16 protein-coding genes and 1 pseudogene are annotated in these 19,675 nt (G+C 73.3%); 2 read left to right on the forward strand and 15 right to left on the reverse strand.

Features of this window, described 5'->3' with window-relative positions; all coding sequences use genetic code 11:
* Window positions 1-123, forward strand: a pseudogene (locus OERS_RS18635) (ferredoxin); the annotation flags it as partial.
* Window positions 124-196: 73 nt separating this feature from the next.
* Here the strand turns inward: OERS_RS18635 and OERS_RS18640 are convergent.
* From OERS_RS18640 to OERS_RS22320, 11 genes are all read right to left on the reverse strand, one after another.
* Window positions 197-1,249: a hypothetical protein gene (locus tag OERS_RS18640; protein ID WP_068627554.1), complete on the reverse strand. Its 1,053-nt coding sequence runs from the start codon at window positions 1,247-1,249 to the stop codon at window positions 197-199.
* A gap of 143 nt (window positions 1,250-1,392) precedes the next feature.
* Window positions 1,393-2,508 carry an App1 family protein gene (locus tag OERS_RS18645; RefSeq protein ID WP_231907813.1) on the reverse strand — a complete coding sequence of 372 codons (1,116 nt, stop codon included), beginning with the start codon at window positions 2,506-2,508 and terminating at the stop codon, window positions 1,393-1,395.
* A gap of 54 nt (window positions 2,509-2,562) precedes the next feature.
* A complete protein-coding gene (locus tag OERS_RS18650; protein WP_068627555.1) occupies window positions 2,563-3,792 on the reverse strand; it encodes a hypothetical protein in 1,230 nt (409 codons plus the stop codon).
* A gap of 158 nt (window positions 3,793-3,950) precedes the next feature.
* A complete protein-coding gene (locus tag OERS_RS18655) occupies window positions 3,951-4,292 on the reverse strand; it encodes a YciI family protein (RefSeq protein WP_056764262.1) in 342 nt (113 codons plus the stop codon).
* A 95-nt stretch (window positions 4,293-4,387) separates the two neighbouring features.
* Window positions 4,388-5,050, reverse strand: a complete 663-nt coding sequence (locus tag OERS_RS18660; protein WP_068627566.1) for a response regulator — start codon at window positions 5,048-5,050, stop codon at window positions 4,388-4,390.
* A 44-nt stretch (window positions 5,051-5,094) separates the two neighbouring features.
* Window positions 5,095-6,384 carry a sensor histidine kinase gene (locus OERS_RS18665; RefSeq protein WP_068627556.1) on the reverse strand — a complete coding sequence of 430 codons (1,290 nt, stop codon included), beginning with the start codon at window positions 6,382-6,384 and terminating at the stop codon, window positions 5,095-5,097.
* Between the two features lie 158 nt (window positions 6,385-6,542).
* Window positions 6,543-8,000 carry an L-serine ammonia-lyase gene (locus OERS_RS18670; protein WP_068627557.1) on the reverse strand — a complete coding sequence of 486 codons (1,458 nt, stop codon included), beginning with the start codon at window positions 7,998-8,000 and terminating at the stop codon, window positions 6,543-6,545.
* Window positions 8,001-8,044: 44 nt separating this feature from the next.
* Window positions 8,045-8,737, reverse strand: a complete 693-nt coding sequence (locus tag OERS_RS18675) for a DNA-3-methyladenine glycosylase I (protein WP_068627558.1) — start codon at window positions 8,735-8,737, stop codon at window positions 8,045-8,047.
* Between the two features lie 111 nt (window positions 8,738-8,848).
* The gene (locus tag OERS_RS18680; protein WP_068627559.1) at window positions 8,849-9,172 is read right to left on the reverse strand and encodes a winged helix-turn-helix domain-containing protein; all 324 of its coding nucleotides are present in this window, start codon (window positions 9,170-9,172) and stop codon (window positions 8,849-8,851) included.
* Window positions 9,169-9,621 carry a hypothetical protein gene (locus OERS_RS18685; RefSeq protein ID WP_068627560.1) on the reverse strand — a complete coding sequence of 151 codons (453 nt, stop codon included), beginning with the start codon at window positions 9,619-9,621 and terminating at the stop codon, window positions 9,169-9,171. Before OERS_RS18685 ends, OERS_RS18680 begins: the two co-directional genes overlap by 4 nt.
* A gap of 202 nt (window positions 9,622-9,823) precedes the next feature.
* The gene (locus OERS_RS22320) at window positions 9,824-11,761 is read right to left on the reverse strand and encodes a YhgE/Pip domain-containing protein (protein ID WP_068627561.1); all 1,938 of its coding nucleotides are present in this window, start codon (window positions 11,759-11,761) and stop codon (window positions 9,824-9,826) included.
* 534 nt (window positions 11,762-12,295) lie between these two features.
* Here OERS_RS22320 and OERS_RS22325 point away from each other — a divergent pair.
* Window positions 12,296-14,212, forward strand: a complete 1,917-nt coding sequence (locus tag OERS_RS22325) for a hypothetical protein (RefSeq protein WP_068627562.1) — start codon at window positions 12,296-12,298, stop codon at window positions 14,210-14,212.
* A 120-nt stretch (window positions 14,213-14,332) separates the two neighbouring features.
* Here the strand turns inward: OERS_RS22325 and OERS_RS18700 are convergent, their stop codons facing one another.
* The 4 genes from OERS_RS18700 to OERS_RS18715 form a co-directional block, all read right to left on the reverse strand.
* Window positions 14,333-16,894, reverse strand: coding sequence for a helix-turn-helix transcriptional regulator (locus tag OERS_RS18700; protein WP_068627563.1), 2,562 nt, complete (start codon window positions 16,892-16,894; stop codon window positions 14,333-14,335).
* Between the two features lie 91 nt (window positions 16,895-16,985).
* The gene (locus OERS_RS18705; RefSeq protein ID WP_068627567.1) at window positions 16,986-17,513 is read right to left on the reverse strand and encodes an O-acetyl-ADP-ribose deacetylase; all 528 of its coding nucleotides are present in this window, start codon (window positions 17,511-17,513) and stop codon (window positions 16,986-16,988) included.
* Window positions 17,514-17,631: 118 nt separating this feature from the next.
* A complete protein-coding gene (locus OERS_RS18710; RefSeq protein WP_056764271.1) occupies window positions 17,632-18,405 on the reverse strand; it encodes an SDR family oxidoreductase in 774 nt (257 codons plus the stop codon).
* 140 nt (window positions 18,406-18,545) lie between these two features.
* Window positions 18,546-19,526: a DUF3418 domain-containing protein gene (locus OERS_RS18715; RefSeq protein ID WP_068627564.1), complete on the reverse strand. Its 981-nt coding sequence runs from the start codon at window positions 19,524-19,526 to the stop codon at window positions 18,546-18,548.
* Window positions 19,527-19,675 lie beyond the last annotated feature (149 nt).

Consider the following 19,675-nt stretch of genomic DNA (forward strand, 5'->3'; position numbering starts at 1 on the left):
AGTGACTACTACCGGGCGAACGTGGAGTTCTTCGACGACCTGGGGTCGCCGGGTGGTGCGGCGAAGATGGGCATGATCGAGAAGGACGACCCGATGATCGCCGCACTGGCCCCGCAGGCCTGAGCGCAGCCGTCGCAGAACCCCGAGGGGCCCGTCATCCTCTGGATGACGGGCCCCTCGGGGTTCTCGACGATGCTCAGCCCTGCGGCTCGACCGGACCCCCGGGGTCGGCGCCGCCCGCGACGAGGTCGCCGCAGCTCGTCTCCTGGGCCGTCACGACGACCGGGTCGCTCGCCGGGACCCCCTCGGCGACGGTCTCGGTCTGACCGTTTGTGGCCCGGCGAGCGGACTCGTCGAGGTCGACGAACGTCCGCGCGACGGTGTAGGTCGAGCCGTCGTTCGACATCGCGTTGAGCCCGGCCAGGTGCAGCACGCCGTCCACGGCCGTGCACCCGACTCCTGTACCGAACCCGCTGAACCCCTTGTCGAACGTGTATGGCTCGTCCTGCGCGTTCTGCGTGACGTTCACGGCGCAGTTCGCGACCGAGTACAGCAGGACCTCGCGGCCGACGTCGACCAGTGCGATGGGCGCTTCGCCGTCGCCCGCCGCGACGAGGTTGACGACCGCGCTCGCCGGGACGGGGCTCGCGGTCGTCACGGGGGCGGAGAACGTCGCCCCGGAGGCGGTCGTGATCCCGAAGCGCCGGTCCGCACCCGTGGTCAGCCACGCGGTGTCGGGGCGCCCGTCGAAGTCGACGTCGATGATCTCGTGCGTGCTCGCGCCGGCGGGCGTGCCGCCCTCGGTGGGCGTGCAGCCCGTGGCGGGGGGAGTGGTCACCTCGGTCGTGGGCTCGGGGCTGGGCTCCTCCGAGGGGGCCTCGGAGGTCACGGTGCCCGACGGCGTCGCGCCGGGGGAGGCGCCGTCGTCGCCCCCCGCGTCGCCCCGGGTCGCGAGCCAGACCGTGACGGCGACGATCGCGAGGAGGACTAGCCCTCCGAGCGCCCACCACCATGCACGGTTCCCCGAGGGGGTCTCGCCCGGGCCTCCGGGCGGCGGCTCACCCGGCCCGCCGGGGGGCGGAGTGGTCGGTGCGCCGGTCGGGGAGAACGGGTCGGGTGCGTTCGGGATGGGCTCGGCCGGCGGGACGCTGCCCCCGGTGAGACCGCCCGGCGCCGGGAAGCCGGGTCTGATCGGTTCGGTGGGGTCCTGGCTACCTGCGGGGCCTCGTCGCTCCTGGTCGTCCGTCATGTGTCCAGGGAATCATCCCGTGACGAACGGGGCCAACCGGTCAGGTGCCCGGACCCTGTGCGCCTCGTGGGCGAACCCCGTGGCCCGGCCGCTCGACAGGGGCCACAGGAGGCGGTGCAGCACGCGTCGAGCGCGGGCCGACCTCAGCGCAGGGCGCGCCCGAGCGCCCGGGCGAGCGCTGCGCCGTCGGGCCCTCCTGCCGTGGGGACGCCGTGCGCGGGGCGCCGGGTACGGCGCGAGCCGGGCGTGCCCGTCCCGCTACGGCCCGCCGCGCCGTTCCTGCCCGACGGCGCGGGCGGCTCGTGCGCGAGCAGCCTCTGGGTGGGGCTGAGCTGCCGGATGCCGATCGCGGCCACGTGCTGCGGGTGCCTGCGCGCCGCGGCGGCGTAGATCTCTGGGTCGTGCTGGCCGTCGTCGCCGAGGAGGAGCCAGCCGACGTCGGGCAGCTCGCGCACGAGCCGGTCGATCGCGTTGCCCTTGTGCTCCTGGCCGCTGCGGAACCAGCCCGTGGCCGTGGGCCCCCAGTCGGTGAGGAGCAGGGTCCCGGGCGGGAAGCCGTTGCGGTCGAGGAAGCGTTCCAGGTTTCCCGCGGTGTTCCATGCACCGTTCGACAAGTACACGAAGGGAGCCTCCGGATGTACAGAGGCGATGCCGTGGTACAGGTCGGCCATGCCGGGGACGGGTCGCCGCTCGCTCGCATGCAGCCCGAACGTGTTCCACACCGCGCGCAGCAGGCTCGGGACCATGGTGATCATGACCGTGTCGTCGATGTCGCTGATGACTCCCAGGCGCCGACCGGGACCGACCACGAAGACCCGCGACGTCGCGACGGCCCCGCTCGCGGTCGCGAGCTGCACGTCGTGCCAGCCGGGCTCGAGCGCGACGTCGAGCATCCCGTCGACGTAGCCGTCCCGGTCGGCCGCGAGGTCCACGACGAGACGCTCGTCGCGCCCCGCGGCCCCCGTTCGCGTCACGGACGCGCGCACCACCTCGCCGGGAGCCGAGACCGTGAGGTAGTTGCGCCACCCGCGCCGGTTCCAGACCAGGTCCGCGCGGCGGTGCGGACGACTCAGCAGCACGCGCGCCAGCACGCGCACCGAGCCCTCGGTGCCGTAGCCGACGTACGGCTCGATCCGCGGGGTCCACCCCCGCGACCGGAGGAATCGCACAGCAGCCGCACGGATCCGGTCCTCGAGACGCGCCGAGAGGTGCAGGTGCTGGACCGGAGGGGTCGGGGACGGCAGGTGCTCCTGGTGCATGGGGTCCGATCGTCGAAGGTGCTGGTCTCCCACCTTGGCACACGGGGGCCCGGTTCATCGGGCGACGCGGGGCGTGATCGTCGAGGGCGAACGACCGCACAGCCGGCAGGTGCCTCGGCGCCGGGTCGCGTACGCGGCCGTCGCGACACCGAGCGCGACGCTCCACAGAGGCCAGAGCACGCCAGGACCGAACGCCGCCCAGTTGGCCAGGAGCTCGGGCGTCGACATCTCCAGCAGACCCTTGATCATCGAGAGCCCGGCCGGGAGGATCGCGACCGCGACCACCGAGGCGGGGACGACCGCCAGCGCGACGGGGACCCGTCGCCCGGCCAGGCCCGGGATCCAGCGCGGGAAGACCTCTCCCCACCGTTGCACGAGGCCGAGGGTCAGCACGGCGCCGACCACGGCGAACAGCCCGAGCCCCACCGCGGGGGCGACCAGCCTGCCGGCGTCCTGCTCGTACATCTCGGGGTCGAGCCCGAGCGGGTACCCCAGGACCCAGATCAGCCGCGTGAGGGCGTACAGGCACGGGATGGTCGCCGCGACGATCGCGGCGGGCAGTCCCCAGGCCACGATGCCCGACGGCGTCGCGGAGGTCTCCCCGGCGGGTGCCGGTGCGTGGTGGTCGGCCGAGGCGTCCCGGCGGCCGCAGACCGCGCACGCCCCGCTGCTGCGCCGGACGAACAGGACGGTCGTGACCGCGAGGAGGACCAGGGCGGCCAGCACGCCGAGCTGGAGCAGGAACGCGGGCGCGACGTACTGGTCGAAGGCCCCCGCGAGCTCCGGGTCGAACGGGGCCCGGACGAGCACCACCGGGAGATACCCCATGCGGGCGAGAAGGCTGGTGTCGGCGAACGCGACACCGAGGGCCACGACGAGCCCGGAGACCGTCACCGCTGCGGCGCGCACGCGGCGCGTCGCCGGGCGTCCGGCACGCGACGTCATCCAGGCGGCGTGCGCCGCCCCGACCAGTCCCAGGATGGCGAGCACCGCGGTCAGGCTGTCGCTCGGGACGGAGTCGACGATCGTCCCTGCGGCCTCGGGCGTCGAGGCCCCGACGGGCAGGTGACGACCGGTGAGAACGGCAGTGAGGGCCGTGACCGCTCCTGCGAGCCACCACGCGACCGTGAGCCCCGGGACCCACCGTGGCCATCGCGGGGCGCCCCGGGGAGGGGGCGGTGTGCGGTTCGGCTGTGAGCCGGTGTGACCGGGGGTGTTGCGCAGGGGTGGTGCTGACGTCGTGGTCGTGCTGGTCGTGCCGGTCGTGAGGTCGGTGTCGTCCATGGTGTCTCCCGAGGTGACGGCCGCCGGGCGGTCCGGCGGGCTGTCTCTCCAGGCTCCCGGCGCGCGGCCAGGAGGAGATCACCCGCACCGGTGAGCGGGTTCCCCCGTACGGGTGAACGATCGGGACGTCGTCGAGGAGTCGTCGGACGACGACCTCGTCAGCTGGCGGGGTCGTAGTGGAAGGCGCGCACCTCCTGCGCGCACCGGCAGGCGACCGCGAGCTTCGTGGCCCAGGCCAGCGCCGCCTCGCGCGTCGGCACCTCCAGGACGCAGAAGCCGCCGTCGAGCTGCTCGGTCTGCGGGTACGTGCCCTCGGTCACCGTGCCGTCCCCGTCGACCAGGACGGGGGCGACGCCCTCGTCGATCGCCGCGCCGAACACCCAGACCCCGGCTTGCTTCGCCTCCTCGACGACGGCGCGGGACGCGTCCGAGACGGCAGGCAGCTCGTCGTCGGGAACGACCATCGCGGCGCTCGGGAAGGTGATCAGGTACTTCGTCATGGTGTCGCCTCCTGGAATCGTGTCGTGGGGCTCTGAACCATCCTCGCCGACGTACGGGATGCCTGCACGGGTTCGACGATCCTCTCGAACCCGCCTCAGGGGCTCGGTCGCACGAAGCCCGACTCGTAGGCCGCGACGACGGCCTGCGTGCGGTCGCGGACGCCGAGCTTGGCGAGCAGGTTGCCCACGTGGGTGCGGACGGTCTCGACCCCGAGGAACAGCTCGCCGGCGATCTCCTGGTTGGACCTCCCGGTGGCCATGAGGCGCAGCACGTCGCCCTCGCGCTCGGTGAGCCGGGCCGAGCGCAGGGCATCGCCCCGCGCCGGGTGAGCGGTCGCGATCCGTCGCACCGCGTCGGGGAAGAGGAGCGACTCCCCGTGGGCCACGACCCGCACGGCCTGGGCCAGGTCCTCGGGGCGGGTCCGCTTGAGGAGAAAGCCGTGCGCTCCCGCGCGCAGTGCGTCGAGCACGTGGTCGTCGTTCTCGAACGTCGTCATGACGAGGACCCTGGGCGCGGGGGCACGGGCCACGATCGCGCGGGTCGCGGCGATCCCGTCGACCCGCGGCATGCGGACGTCGAGCAGCACGACGTCGGGCCGGGTCGCCTCGACGGCACCTGGCACGTCCGCACCGTCCGCAGCCTCCCCGACGACCTCGATGTCGGGCTCGGCATCGAGGATCACGCGCAGGCCCACCCGGACGAGCGGCTCGTCGTCGACGACGAGGACGCGCAGGACCCTCGCGGGTCCGGCCGGCACGTCACCGGCCCCTGCCCGCCCGGGCACGTCGGGGTCCGCCGGCCTCACGGGGTCACCTCGTCCGACGCGGCCTCGGGAACGCCGAGAGGCAGCGATGCGCGCACGACCCACGCTCCGCCGTCGGGCCCCGCGAAGAGCGTGCCGCCGAGGGCGGTCACGCGCTCCTGCATGCCCGGCAGCCCGCGGCCCCGTCGCACCGATGCCCCGCCCGGCGGGGGCGACCACGGGTGCCGGACCTCGATCCGGAGGTCGTCCGCGCGGACCACCCGGACGTGGATCGGCGCGCCCGGCGCGTGCCGCAGGGCGTTGGTGAGCGACTCCTGGGCGATCCGGTAGATCTCGCGGGTCACGGTGAGCGGCGCCCGGCCCACTTCGCCCACGAGACGCAGCGTGACGTGGGCTCCCGCGGCGCGCGCGTGGCGGACGAGCATCGCGACGTCGTCGTCGTGCTCGGCGGACGCCTCGCTCCCGGGGTCACGCAGGCGGCGCAGCAGGTCGTCGAGCTCGGCCAGGGCGTGGCGGCCCGTCTCCTCGATGGCCTCGAGCGCGCGACGTGAGGCCCGCGGGTCGGTCTCCAGCGTGCGGGTCGCCGCCGCGGCCTGGAGCACGGTGATCGTCAGGGCGTGACCGACGCCGTCGTGCACGTCGCGAGCGAGGCGGTTGCGCGCGGTCAGGCGCGCGGCCTGCGCCTCGAGCTCGGCGATCCGCTCGCTCTGGTCGGGGCCCAGCAGCAGGGGTGCCGCGGACCGCAGCACCGCGCGCGCCCCGACGACCGCGTACGGCAGGGCGAGGAGCACGAGCAGCGCGAGCGCGATGCGCGCCGCCTCGCCCTCCAGCACCCCCGGTAGCCACCCGGGGTCGACGAACGGCGCGCCGAGCACCGAGAGCACGAGGTCGAGCACGAGCGGGACCACGGCCAGCAACACGACGACCGCGACGAGACCGAGCAGCAGGTGGAGCGCGAACCAGGCCGCACCGCGCCACCTGGCTGCCGGGCCGGGGCGGCCCGACGGGACCGGGACGTCGACGTCGAGCAGGGTGCGTACCGCGAGGACCTCGACCGCACGGACCGGGGCGAGGAAAGGGGGCACGGCGGCAAGGGTGGTCGCGACGATCGCGAGCACGACAGTCGTGGGGGTCGCGGTGGGTGGCTCGGCGAACATCTGCACGAACCCCGCGCCGAGCAGCCCGTACGCTCCGGCGACCACGCCGCCCACGACCAGGAAGACCCCCGCCCGGACCGTCGCGCCGGAGGTCAGGGGCGCGACCAGAGCGCGCGGCGAGAAGCGCGGCCGCGGCGCGGGGCGCGCTCGATCGGGGGACGAGCCGGACATCTCGCCATCATGTCAGGCGGGCGTGCTCGGCGCGCTGGGACGCCGGCGCGGATTCTGCGGGGCCGGCGGCCGGACCGCTCTCTGCGCTCGTTCAGCCGGACCGCCTTCAGCACTCGATCACACGGACCGCTTTCAGCACTCGGTCACACGGACCGCTTTCAGCACTCGATGACGTTGACCGCGAGGCCACCCGTCGACGTCTCCTTGTACTTGGTCGACATGTCGAGCCCCGTCTGGCGCATGGTCTCGATGACCGTGTCGAGCGAGACGACGTGCGCGCCGTCTCCCTGGAGGGCCAGCTTGGCCGCCGAGACCGCGGTGCAGGCCGCGATCGCGTTGCGCTCGATGCACGGGACCTGGACGAGTCCGCCGACCGGGTCGCACGTGAGACCGAGGTTGTGCTCCATCGCGATCTCCGCGGCGTTCTCCACCTGCGCCGGGGTGCCACCGAGCACCGCACAGAAGGCGCCCGCTGCCATGGAGCAGGCCGAGCCGACCTCGCCCTGGCAGCCGGCCTCCGCCCCCGAGATCGAGGCGTTGCGCTTGTAGAGCGCGCCGATCGCGCCTGCCGTGAGCAGGAACGTGCGCATGGCCTGGCGCGTGGCGTCCTCGTCGGCGGCGAGGTCCGGGTGGATCCGCAGGAAGTGGCGGCCGACGGCGGGCAGGATGCCCGCGGCCCCGTTGGTGGGGGCCGTGACGACGCGGCGGGCGTCGGCGTTCTCCTCGTTGACGGCCATGGCGAAGGCCTGGAGCCACTCGATCGAGTGGTCGTTGTGTGCGGCCGCCCCGCTCGCGGCTTCAGCAGCCTCCAGCTTCTCGCGCTGCGCCCGGGCCCGACGGCGGACCTTGAGTCTCCCCGGAAGCATCCCTCGGCGGTCCAGGCCCGCGTCGACGCACTCGCTCATGGTCCGCCAGATCCGGTCGAGCCCCGCCCCGACCTCCGACGCGGGACGCAGGGAGACCTCGTTCTCCCACGCGGTCTCGGCGATCGAGCGACCCTCGAGCGTGCAGGACGCCAGGAGCTCGGCAGCGTTGGCAAACGGGTGCGGGACGTCCGAGGGCTCGGTGGCCGGGTCGATCGGGGCGCCCGCGAGCTCGGCTGCGTGCTGGGCCTCCTCGTTCGCGGCGGCGGCCTCGAGGTCCTGCTCGGTGAGCACGAACCCGCCCCCGACCGAGTAGTACACCTGCTCGGCCACGACGTCGCCGGCCGCGTCCAGTGCCGTGAACCGCATCCCGTTGGGGTGGCCGGGCAGGCGGGTGAGCGGGGCCAGCCGGACGTCGGTGCTCGACATGGTCACGGCCCGGCGACCGAGGATGCGGACCTCGTGGCCGTCGCCCAGGCGCTCCCAGCTCCCGGGCACCTCGTCGGGGTCGCACGTCTCCGGGTCGAGCCCGCGCAGGCCGGCGACCACGGCGTCCGGTGTCCCGTGGCCGATCCCCGTCGCGCCGAGCGACCCGCACAGCACGACCTTGACCGCGGCGACACGGTCCAGCACGGCGCGTTGCTCGAGCTCGCGCGCGAACGTGGTGCCCGCCCGCATGGGGCCGACGGTGTGCGAGCTCGAGGGTCCGATGCCGACCGAGAAGAGGTCGAGGACGCTGACGTACGAGGACATGGTCCTCATGATCGCACCTCATCTCACGGAGTGGAACTCTTCTGCTATAGCAAGTGACCCCGAACCGTGTCTCGGCGCGAGGTGACGACCGGGCACGTGGCCAGGTGGTCGTCGACGAGCCCGCACGCCTGCATGGCTGCGTAGGCGGTCGTGGGGCCGATGAACTTGAAGCCCTCCTTCTTGAGAGCCTTGGCCAGGGCGACCGACTCGGGGGTGCTGGCCGCGAGGTCCGCGAACGTCGCGGGGCGAGGGCGGTCGAGGGGGGTGCCGCCCTCGGGTGCGCGTGAGCCGCCCGGGGCGAACGACCAGACCAGCTCGTCGAGCGTCCGGCCCTGCTCGTGCAGCGCGAGCAGGGCGCGGGCGTTGGAGATGGTCGCCTCGATCTTCATCCGGTTGCGGATGATCGACGCGTCCTGGAGCAGCCGCTCGACGTCCTCCTCGGTGAAGCGTGCGACGACCTCGGGGTCGAAGCCCGCGAACGCCGCGCGGAATGCCGGGCGCTTGCGCAGGACCGTGATCCAGGCGAGCCCCGACTGGAAGGCTTCGAGGGCCAGCCGCTCGAACAGAGCCTCGTCCCCGTGGACCGGGATGCCCCACTCGGTGTCGTGGTACTCCTCGTAGAGCGGGTCGCCGTCCCCGAAGCAGCGGGCGCCCTGCGCGGGGCCGGGCGCGTCGGCGGGCGCCGCGAGCGGAGCGGGCGAGGGGGCTTCGGGGGACGTGGCCTCGGTCGTGGTCATGGCCCCACTCTTGCGCACGGCACCCACGCGCGGCGCGTGAGGGGCGTGGTCCTGTGGAGCGCGCTCCGGCCGAGGGGCCTGTGCACGGCTCCTGTCCACAGGTCCTGTGGATCAGGCGTCGGCGACCGGAGGGAGCTGCTGCTCGGCGATCGCGCGCAGCGCCTGGAGGTGGCTGGTCAACGCGGTGCGGCCCGCAGGTGTGAGCGACGCCCAGGTTCGTGGTCGACGGCCGACACGGTCCTTGCTGATCTCGACGTAGCCGGCCTCCTCGAGCACCGTGAGCTGCTTGGAGAGAGCCGAGTCGGACACCTCGATCGCGTCGCGCAGGGACTTGAAGTCGGCCTTCTCGACCCCGGCGAGCGCCGCGACGACCGAGAGGCGGACGGGCGAGTGGATGACGTCGTCGAGCCGGTGGCGGGGGTGAGCCTCGGTCATGCTGCCTGCTCCTCGCGGCGCGGCCAGAGGGCGACGACGACCATCGGTACGGCGGAGACCAGTGCCGCGGGCAGCCAGTAGGCGAGGTTGCCCGCCTGGCCGGGGAGGCCGATGACGAGCGTCGCGCCGTAGACGACGGCCCATGCCGCCGGGGCCACGGCGAGGCGCCGGCGCGACCCCCGTGCCAGGAAGCCCTGACGCGACGCCCAGGTCACGCCGATCGTGACCAGTGCTGCCCAGGCCGCCATGCCGACGAAGAACCCGACCCGCCCGCCCATGCCGATCGCGAGCACGAGGCCGACGCTGCCCAGCCCCCATCCCAGGAGGTAGGTCCGGACCCAGCGGGCGCCGCGCAGCTGGGTCAGGCGGGTGCTGGACTCCGCGCGGGCCAGCACCGCGGCGGCTTCCTGGGGGGTCGGGGCGGCAGGAGAGAGTGCGTCGTGGCTCATGGATCCATCGAAGCATCTACTTTCCCACTTGGCAAGTACACGTCCGTTCGGCAACCTGTTGTGCCGCCCCCGTCCGGTGACGTAGAGCGAGGGCGGCGGGAGCCGCGTCCAGGTCATGGACACGGCCCCGCCACCCTCGAGATGCGCGGCGTCACCGTCGACTGTGAAGGCGCCGCGCGGGATCGCGCTGGTCAGCCGGTACTCAGATGGTGAGCCGGCGGCGCAGTCCCAGTCCGACGCCGAACACTCCGGCGAGCAGGCCGCCGCCCACGACAGCCGAGGCGCCCAGCGAGAGCTTGCCCGCGGGGCTGTTCTCGACGTCCGACTTCATCTTGGCCGTGCCGTCCGAGATCTCGACGGTCCCGTCGGCGAGCGTTCCGGCGCCGTCCGCGAGCGTCGAGCTGCCCTCGGCGAGGTCGCCCGCACCGTCGGCCAGCGTCGTGGTCCCGGCGTGCAGCGTGCCCGCGCCCTCGGCGAGCGCGGCGTTGCCCGCGGCGAGCGTCGTGGCGCCGTTCGACAGCGTCGTGATGCCGGTGTGCAGCGAGAGCGAGCCGTCCTCGAGCTTGGTCGTGCCCGCGAAGAGGTCACGGGCGCCCGTGGCGAGCTTGGCGTTGCCCGCGGCGAGCGTCGTGGCGCCGGTCGCGAGCTTCTGCGATCCCTTTGCCGCGTCGGTCGCACCGACCGAGACCTCAGCCGCACCCGGGGCGAGGGCGCCGAGTCCGGTGTTGATCTCGGTCGCGCCTCCCGCGGCCTTGACGATGCCCGGGGCGAGCTCGTCGAGACCGACCTTGATCTTCGTCGCGCCGGTGGCAGCATCCTGGGCGCCGGTGGCGACACGCTGTGAGCCGGCCTGGACTCGTGCGGCCCCGGTCGAGAGATCGCCCAGGCCGGTGGACAGCTGTGCGGCCCCATCGGCGACCTTCTTGGCCCCGATGCTCAGCGAGCTGACGCCCTGATCGAGCTGGGCGCTCCCGGACCTGACGTCAGCGGAACCCGCCACCAGGGCACGGGCTCCGTTCACGAGCCCCTTCTCGGCCGCGAGGCCACCGTGGAGCTGGGCTGTCCCGGTGGCGACCGCCGCTGCCCCGTCCTCGACCGACGACGCTGCTGTCGAGAGCCCCCCGGCAGTGCCCGCAAGGCGATCGAGCTCTGCCTTGAAGGGCGAGTCCGACGGCACCGAAGCGGCCAGTGCGGCGATGTCGCCCGCGAGGTCAGCGGTACCAGCCTCCACGGAAGCGGCCCCTGCGGCTGTCCCTGCTGCCCCCTCCTTGAGTGCCTTCGCAGAACCCGCGGCCTGGTCCAGCCCTGTGGAGAGGGTGCTCGCGCCGTCGTGAAGGCGTGAGGCGCCGGCAGCAAGGGAGGAAGTTCCCCCGGCAAGAGCATTCACGCCGTCGGAGACGTCGCGGGCCCCGGAGGCCAGCGTGCCGCTCTTCGTGGCCGCTCCCGCGGCGCCGGTCGAGAGATCCGACGCTCCGAGTGCGAGTTCTGCCGCTCCGGGGGCGAGCTCGCTCGTCAGCTTGCTGCTCAGCACTCCGGACCCGGAGTGCAGCTGGGCTGCGCCGGGGGCGAGCCTGGTGGTGAGGCCCGCGCTCAGGTCCCCGGACCCGGCGTACAGCTGGGCTGCGCCGTCCGCCACCTTGGCGGCGCCGGGGGCGAGTCGCCCGGTGAGGCCTGCGTCGAGCTCCTTGGCGCCCGCGGCCAGCTTGTTCGCTCCGGTGGACGCGTCGGCCGCTCCGGGGGCGAGCTTCGCCGCGCCGGCGTTGAGCTCGTCGGCGCCCGCAGCGAGCTGTGCGGCACCGTCGAGCGCGGTGACCCCGCCAGCCGCGAGCTGCTCGGCGCCGCTCGAGGCCTGGGTCGCACCCGCGGAGAGGGTCTTCGCCCCGTCCTCGAGTGCCTTCGAGCCGTCGGCGACCTTGCCCGCGCCGTCCTCGGCGCGGGTCGCGCCGTCGGCCAGCTCGGCTGCGCCCGCTTCGAGACGTGAGGCTCCGTCGTCGAGGCGCGTGGCGCCGTCGGCCACCTTGCCGTTGAAGACGAGGAGATAGGCGACGAGCACGACGACGGCGAGCGCCAACGCGACCAGGGCGCCGATGGTCAGGGCTGAGTGCGCGCGCGAAGGGCGCGGGAGAGCGTGGGTTGTCATGTGCGAGGGTCCTCTCGTGGCCGGCCTCGTTGCCGGTCTGATCACGGAGCGCCCATCACCTTGGTGCGACTCCGAGTATCAGGTAAATCACCGTCGACGCTAGCAACGGCGGAGAGGGGGAGGAAAGCAAGTATCTGATACTTCGAAAATCACAAGTTGGTAAAGGTCGCCCGGGGCCCGCGGGTGGCCCCGCGACGAGTCCGGTTCGGTCGGGTGCGCGCGCCCCGCCGACGCGTGCACGACCTCGCGACCGTGCACCACCTAGGCGACCTTCGATCAGCACCTAGCGTGGGTGAAACCTTCGCGACGAAACGGACTTCCCCACCGGGTGGCGCCCCCGTTCGTCGCACCCCGCGGACTCAGCGCCAGGAGCGGCTCCTAGCGTTCTGTGCATGGCGGAGGCCGGCACCACCAGCCCGACCCCGAAGGTCGTCCCGCCGCACTCGGCCCGTCCCGATCGAACGATCACCCGGGACATGGGCGCTCCGCCAACAGGCAGGAGGCCCCCCGAGGAACGACGAGAGGAACGAGCACATGAGCAAGGCCACCTGGAGATCACGCACCGCGGTCTCGGCGATCGGCGTCCTGACCCTGGCTGTCACGGTCAGCCCGACCGCAGCGTTCGCCGTCGACGGCGCCGAGGACGCTCACCTGACCCCCGAGTCCGTGGCGGTCCTCGAGGCCGCGCTCGAGGCGGACCCCGGACCTGCGACCGGCTCCCTCGAACGAGCCGACGGCACGCCGGAGAGCGGCCTGGTCGCCCCCGAGATCCCCTCCGGTCCCGCCGCGGACGCGTCGGATCCCGACGCCGGTCCCGTGGGAACGGACGAGACGCTCACCGGGGCCTCGGGTGACGCGGACGGGTCGCTCGGCGACGCCAGCCCCGATGCTGAAGGCACTCTCGTCGACGAGCACGACACCGCGTCGACCGTCCCGCCGATCTCCGCGCCCGCGCCCGCGGCCGCGTCGGCGCCGGTCACGGCGTCGGACGCGATGCCCGCGTCGTACCCCGACCCGAGCTACTCCCCGCACTGGCACGACGGCGGTGAGCACGGCTTCTCGTGCGACTACTGGTACTTCACGGAGCCCGAGGAAGGCGGCTCGGGGCGTGACTGGGCCGGCTGGTACGGCCAGCCGCAGCTGCACATCCTGCACCACGAGATCGTCCACGAGGACGGTTCGACCCAGATGGTCTACGACCGGGACATCGCCGACTACTGGTACCACGCGTGGAACGGCGAGACGGCGTCACCCGACGCCGACGGCATCCACTGGTCCAACACGGCCGGGCAGCAGACGGTGCTCGGCAACGGCTTCAAGGGCGGGGTCGACTGGGACGCCCGCGTCGCCGACGCGCGCGCGTTCCTCGAGCGGGCCGGCGTCACGATCGCCTACCCCGACAGCGAGTGGATGACCGAGGAGAACGGATACACCCCCGAGGAGATCGCAGCGAGCCACGAGCGCTACGACGAGTTCATCGCGTACGAGGCCACGCAGTTCGCGGTGTGGTACTTCTCGACCGGCCACGACGTCATGGGACTGTTCTTCGTGGTCGGCGAGGACGGCAGCGTGTCCCTCAGCGACTACGCCCTCCAGCAGTTCGACGCCGAGACGGGCAGCGGCTGGCAGTACAACGGGATGAGCGACCGCCTCGCGACTCTGCACGGAGCCGCGTGGCTCATCGAGCAGGCGATCAACACCACGTGGATCGCCCCTCAGCCCGGGTTCGTCTCGCACGGCTACGTGGGCAACGAGGACGGGTCGACCGACTTCGGCTTCACGGTCACCCTCGTCGGTGGCGCGGGTGACGTGAACGTCGAGCTGCGGACCACCGACGGGTCCGCCCTGCCGGCAGGCGTGGTCCTCGTCGACTCCGCCGGACGCCCGGTCACCTCGATCACCCCCGGGCAGAGGGTCTTCGTCCGCGTTCCCGCGGGCACCGACGTCGTGACGCTCCCCGCCCTGCAGATCTGGGGCTCGGCCGAAGGCACCGAGCAGGGCAGCCCTCACTTCTACAAGGGGCGCGACAACTCGGGCTACGACGACGAGGGCAACCTCACGGGCAACGACCACTACCTCATCGGCTTCGGCAACCTCGACCAGAAGACGGTGGCGTGGGACTGGGCTGCGATCGACCTCGCCGCGCTCCCGCCGGCACCGGTCGACCCGGTCGACCCGGTCGAGCCGCCCGCACCGGTCGCACCGGTCGACCCGGTGACGCCCGTCGCACCGACGGGACCCACCGACCCGATCTCGGCGGACCTGGCCGACCCGGCCAGCACGGTGCGCGTGGCCGCGAGCCTGGAGACGGCTGCGGCGACCGAGCTCGACGGATCGCTCGCCGAGACCGGGACGTCCGCCGGCATCCTGTTCGCGACGTTCCTCGTCCTGGTCGGCACGGGCGGTGCGCTCACCCTGGTGAGCCGCCGTCGCCGAGGTGCCGAGAGCTGACCTCCACCCCCGAAGGAGCCTCGCCCCGCTCGGGCGGGGCTCCTTCGTGCTCCGGACGGGCGTGCCCTCCGGGAGCAGTGCCCGGTCGGCCGCGAGGTCCCAGGACCCCGCTCTCGACCTTCAACGAGCCCGACGCGCTGCCACCTGAGACAGGTCGTCGCGATTCCGTGCGCCGGACTTGCGCATGCCGTTCGACACGTGGTTCTCGACCGTACGCACCGAGACACCGAGCCGTTCCGCGATCTCGAGGTTGCGCAGCGTCGTGGCGAGCAGGGCCACCTCGGTCTCGCGGTCCGTCAGGAGCGACGGGGATGCCTCCCTGTGGGTGGCGTCCAGGGCGTGCGGTCCGCTCCCTGGGCCGAACCGCGTCAGGATCTCGTCGAGCGCGTCCGCTCGCGCCATGTCCGCGCGGGCCCCGTCCGCTGCTCTCGCCGTGCGCGCCGCGTGCCCGACAAGGCACGCGGCGACGAACCTCTGGTCGGAGGCCAGCAGCGCGGTGACCTCGTCATCGGTCGGCAACCCGTCGTCGACGACGAGGACCGTGGCGAGGCGGGCGAGGGGCACGAGCTCGTCCAGCTCGTGGGACTCGACGAGCTGGCCGAAGCGTCGGACCCCGGTGACGTCGGGCAGGACCACGAGCTGGAGGAGGAGCTCGAGAAGCTCCGTCGCGGTCAGGCCTCGTCCGCGGCGCTCGTCCGCGACGGCGGCGAAGGCTGCCGTGACCTGTGCGGCGTCCTTGTCGACGACCCCCCGCACCACGTCGGAGAACGCGCGCGCCGTCGTCGGACCCGGGCCGTCCGGCGTGTGGGGACGGTCCGCGTGCGTGACGAGCGACTCGGCGACGTCGACCCTGCCTTCGCACGCCGCGACGAGACCCGAGAGCCGCAGCATCCCGGCATGCAGCGGGCTCATGAGGCCGCTGGGCCGACCGAGCACGAAGACCGAGTGCATGATGCTCTCCGCCTCGTTCCAACGGCCCGTGACGAAGAGGGCGAGCGACGCGACATACCCGGCGACGGACTGCCCGAGGCGGTTCAGGTCCCTGCGTGACTGCGACCAGGCCTCGGTCGCGACCGTCGCGACCTCGGCCCAGCGACCGCGCACGAGAGACAGCAGCCCGTCCCGGAAGAGGTCGTAGTCCTCGGAGAAGCGCGACGGAGGGGTATCGGTCTCCAGGACGCGTCGTGCCTCGGCCGGCTCGAGGGCGAGCGTGTGCAGGTAGGCGAGGACCCTGACGGGGAGCGCGCGGGGAGCGTCCGACTCGACGTACGGCCCGAGCAGCTCGACGTACCCATCGGGTATGGGGCCGATCGCGGCCTGCAGCAGCAGATCGTAGGCGACGAGCTCGGGGGCGATGTCGGCACGGTCGTGGGCATGTCCGCGCAGGCGCGCCAGCGCGCCCGAGAGGTTGCGACGGACGTAGCCGTCCCACTGCGCCTCGAGGGTCAGGTAGCGCGTGAGGACGACGACGTCGGCCGCGTCAGGGGGTACGACCGTGGCTCGGAAGACCTCTTCGACGCGTCGCGCGTCGGGCGACGCCTCCCAGACGGCGGACAGGTATGCCTCCGCGTTCGCGACGGTCGGTTCCTCCTCCCACTGCGCCCACCGAGCATTCCCGAGGACGTCCGCCTGGACCTCGTGGTAGCGGGCGAGGGCTGCGTCCTGGCGGGACGCGTCCCGCCGTGGAGCGCTGCGGAGGTCGACGGTCGGCGTCACCCCATGAGGCGCGAGGACCGCCCTGGCCCATGCCCGGGGCACCTCGGACCGCCGATAGGTCAGGCAGTCGACGAGCACGGGAGGGGTGATGGTGGCCGTCGTCCGGCCGTCCGGTTCCTCGACGAACGCCAGCAGGCCCCGCTCCTCGAGCGGCTCGAGACCGCTGGGGGCGATCACGTCGAGCACCGTGTCGAGCGGTTGCGTCCCGAGACCGGCGAGCAGGAGCGCGGCGTCCCGTGCCGGACGGTCGAGGCCGTGCAGCAACGACTCGACGACCCCGCACGACGACGGTGACCACAGGTCCGGGGCAGAGATGCGCCACCCGTCGGCGTAGCGGGTCAGGAGACCGTCCCGAGCGGCGGCCAGTGCGACCGAGACCACGAGGCGAGGGTTCCCAGCGGTGTAGGTCAGGACCCGGACGACCGTCCCGCTGTCGACCGGTCCGTCGAGCGTGGTCCCCAGGAGCGCCGAGACGTCGTCGTAACGCAGCGCTCCCAGCTCGATGCGCACCTGGTCCGGCGGGAGGGTCAGCACCTGGTCGGTCTCGTGCATGGTGCGAGGGCGTTTCGCAGCGAGCAGCGCTGCGCCGGTTCGTTCACGGGCGATGTCGACGACGGTCAGGCTCTCCGGGTCCACCGTCTCGAGGTCGTCGACGACGAGCACGGGCTGGCTCGAGGCCGTCAGGCGCCGTGAGAGAGCGTCGGCGACGTCGAGAAGGTCGAGAGGGCGTCCTCCGGTGCGCTGGACCGCGTCGAGGTCGAGAGACCTGAGTGCGGCGAGCGGTATCTTCCGCAGCCCTGCGTGCCCACGGACGTGCTCGACGGATGCCCCGGTGCGCTCGAGCTCCGTGACCACCGCCCGCACGACCGCGCTGCGCCCGCTGCCGATCATGCCGACGAGCGCGACGCTCGTGCCGGAGCGCAGAAGCTCGAGGACACGGACCGTCTCCTCCTCGAAGAGGTTCATTTTCACACTCTGAGGGGAGGACGAGGGCACGGCAATCCGACGGGCTCGTGAGGACGGCTCGCCCTGCAGCGGCCTCTGCGCGGTCGTCAGGTCACGCAGGTGCGGCGAGCGCGTCCTCGAACGCACCGAGCAGTCGCTGGGTGAACAGCACGAACCGCACGGCCTCGATGCCCCGGTCGCCCTCGGCTCCCCACGCGCGCACCGCGCGCACCGCGACGCGAGCCACCTCGTGCGCGTCCCACCCGTAGACGCCCGCGCTCACGGCCGGGAACGCGACCGAGACGGCACCGAGCCCGGCGGCGACGTCCAGGGAGGTCGTGAAGCACGAGGCGAGGAGCGCCGGATCGGTCTGGCCGCGGTGGCGGTCCGGGCCGACCGTGTGGATCACCCACCGTGCCGGCAGGTCGAAGCCCGGGGTCGCGACCGCCTCGCCCACGGGCAGGCCGTGGGGCAGGGTCGTCCGTCGCAGCTCGCGGCACGCGGCGAGCAACCGGGGGCCCGCCGCGGCGTGGATCGCGCCGTCGACCCCGCCTCCGCCCAGCAGCGACGAGTTCGCGGCGTCGACGATCGCGTCGACGTCGACCGTCGTGATGTCTCCGAGCTCTGCGGTGAGGCGCATGCCTCCCATGCTCGCGCACGTCGCGCGCGCCCGCCCTCGTCCGGACGTGCAGGAGGCGGCCCGACGGCGGTACGCACGTTCCGCCGTCGGGCCGCCTCCTCGAGGTGAGCCGGTCAGGTCACCAGACCTTGTCGCTCCGGAAGACCACGTCCGAACCGCCGTCGACGAAGACGACCTGTCCGCACATGTGGCTGTTCTCCGGGGAGACGAGGAAGCGCAGGAGGTAGGCGGGGACCTCGGGGCCCATGATGCCGCCGAGCGGCATGGGGACGACGGCCTCGACGGCCTTGGTCGACTCGTCGGTCGAGAGCATCTCGCGGGTCATGCCCGTCTGGACGATCCCGGGGCCGATCGCGTTGAGCGGGATGCCTGCCCCGGCCCAGTCGGCGGTCGGCGCGGCGCGGCGCAGCCAGTGCGCGACCGCGGCCTTGCTGCTGCCGTAGATGATGTCGCCCGTCCCGGCCTCGGTGAGCTCGGCGGCGCGGGCCAGGGCAGCGGCCTCGTCGCCCTCGAGGGTCAGCTCGACGAGCCGGTCGTCGACGGGCAGGAGGCTCGCCATCGAGCACGTGACCGCGGCGCGGGGTGCGTCCGACCCGGCGAGGAGCGGGCGCAGGCCGTCGAGGGTCGCGACCGCACCGAAGTAGTTGACCGCGAGCGTCGCGGGGCTGCCGTTCGACAGCCCGGCGTTCGCGACGACCGCGTCGATCGTGCCGCCGCTGAGCGCGGTGACCTTCTCGACGAGCTCGGCCCGGCCCGCGTCGGTCGTCAGGTCGACCGTGACGTCGGCGTCGCGCAGGTCGACCCCGATGACGCGATGGCCGTCGGCCTCCAGCAGACCCTTCAGAGCCCTGCCGATGCCCGAGGCGGAGCCGGTGACGACGACGGTGCGCATGATGCCCTCCAGAGCAGCTGGTGCGGCCAGTCCCATGTCCTGGCCGTCCCCTTCAGGCTAGCCAGCGAATCCGCGGAGAACGGGCGTTCGGGACCTCCGGCCGAGGGGTCGTGACGAAGGTCCCGCCCTCCCGCGGCTGTCTACCACCCGCCCGGCGCGAGCACCTTCCGGATGCGCTTCTCGCTCACGGGGCCGTCGGTCCCGAGCTGCTGCGCGAACAGCGAGACCCGGAACTCCTCGATGAGCCAGTGCGCCTCGTCGAGCTCGGCCAGGCGAGCCGGGTCGGCGGGCCCGGCGGCGTAGGCCGCACGTGCCTTGCTGTACGCCTCCTCGACGTCGTGCACGCGCCAGGCGAGCTCGGCGTCGCGGTGCGGGTTGGTCGCGGCCTTCTCGATCCGGTACGACGCCGCACGCAGGTAGCGGGTCAGGTGCGGCAGGCGGTGGGCCGGGGTCTGCGACACGAAGCCCGCGTGGACGAGCCCTGCGACCTGGTCGCGCACGTCCTGGAGCGTGTTGAGCAGCGCGAGGCTGTTGGCCGACCGGATCTCGCCGTCCAGGTTCCGTGCCGCCGTGAGCGCCGCGACGACGTGCCCGACGATCTGGTGCACCTCGTTCTCGAGGTGCCGCTTCACGAGCTCGCGCGCAGCGGTGTACGAGTCAGCACTCCGGATCTCTACGGCATCGGGCAGCGGCCCGTACTGCGAAGCCTTGGCCCCGGAGGTCAGCGCCATGACGGCCGCGAGCTGCAGGTCGGCGACGAGCGCCTCGGTGTTCCGGTACGGGCTCGCGGCCATGGTCAGCGACTGCGTGCCGGTCCAGCGGCTCGTGATGCGAGGAGTCTGGAGCGCGGTCTCCCCGAGCAGCAGGCGCCGGACGCCGCGCGCGTGCGCACGGTCCTGGGTCGACCGGTCGGCGAGCACGCGGAGCGCGACGCTGGGCTTGCCCTTGGGGTCGACCTCCTCGACGAGCGCGGGGTACCCCCGCACGACCATGCCGCCCCCGGCGGGCGTCGACACGACCTCGGGCAGCACGCCGTCGGGAAGCCCCGTGGGCCACGTGGTGAGCCCGGTCGCCTCGGCGACGACCACGGAGGCCACGCCGCCGTCGGGCGCGGCCCCCATCTCGCCATCACCACCTGAGCCCCCACCAGGACGGCCTGCGGAAGGCGACCCGGAAGCGGACGCGGAGAGGGGGGCGGAGGGATCGAAGGGCGTGGCGGGGCTGGCGGGAGCGGCGCGAGGAACGAGCGACGCGGATGGTAGCCCGAGAC

Source organism: Oerskovia enterophila (assembly GCF_001692445.1).
Lineage (GTDB): Bacteria > Actinomycetota > Actinomycetes > Actinomycetales > Cellulomonadaceae > Oerskovia > Oerskovia enterophila.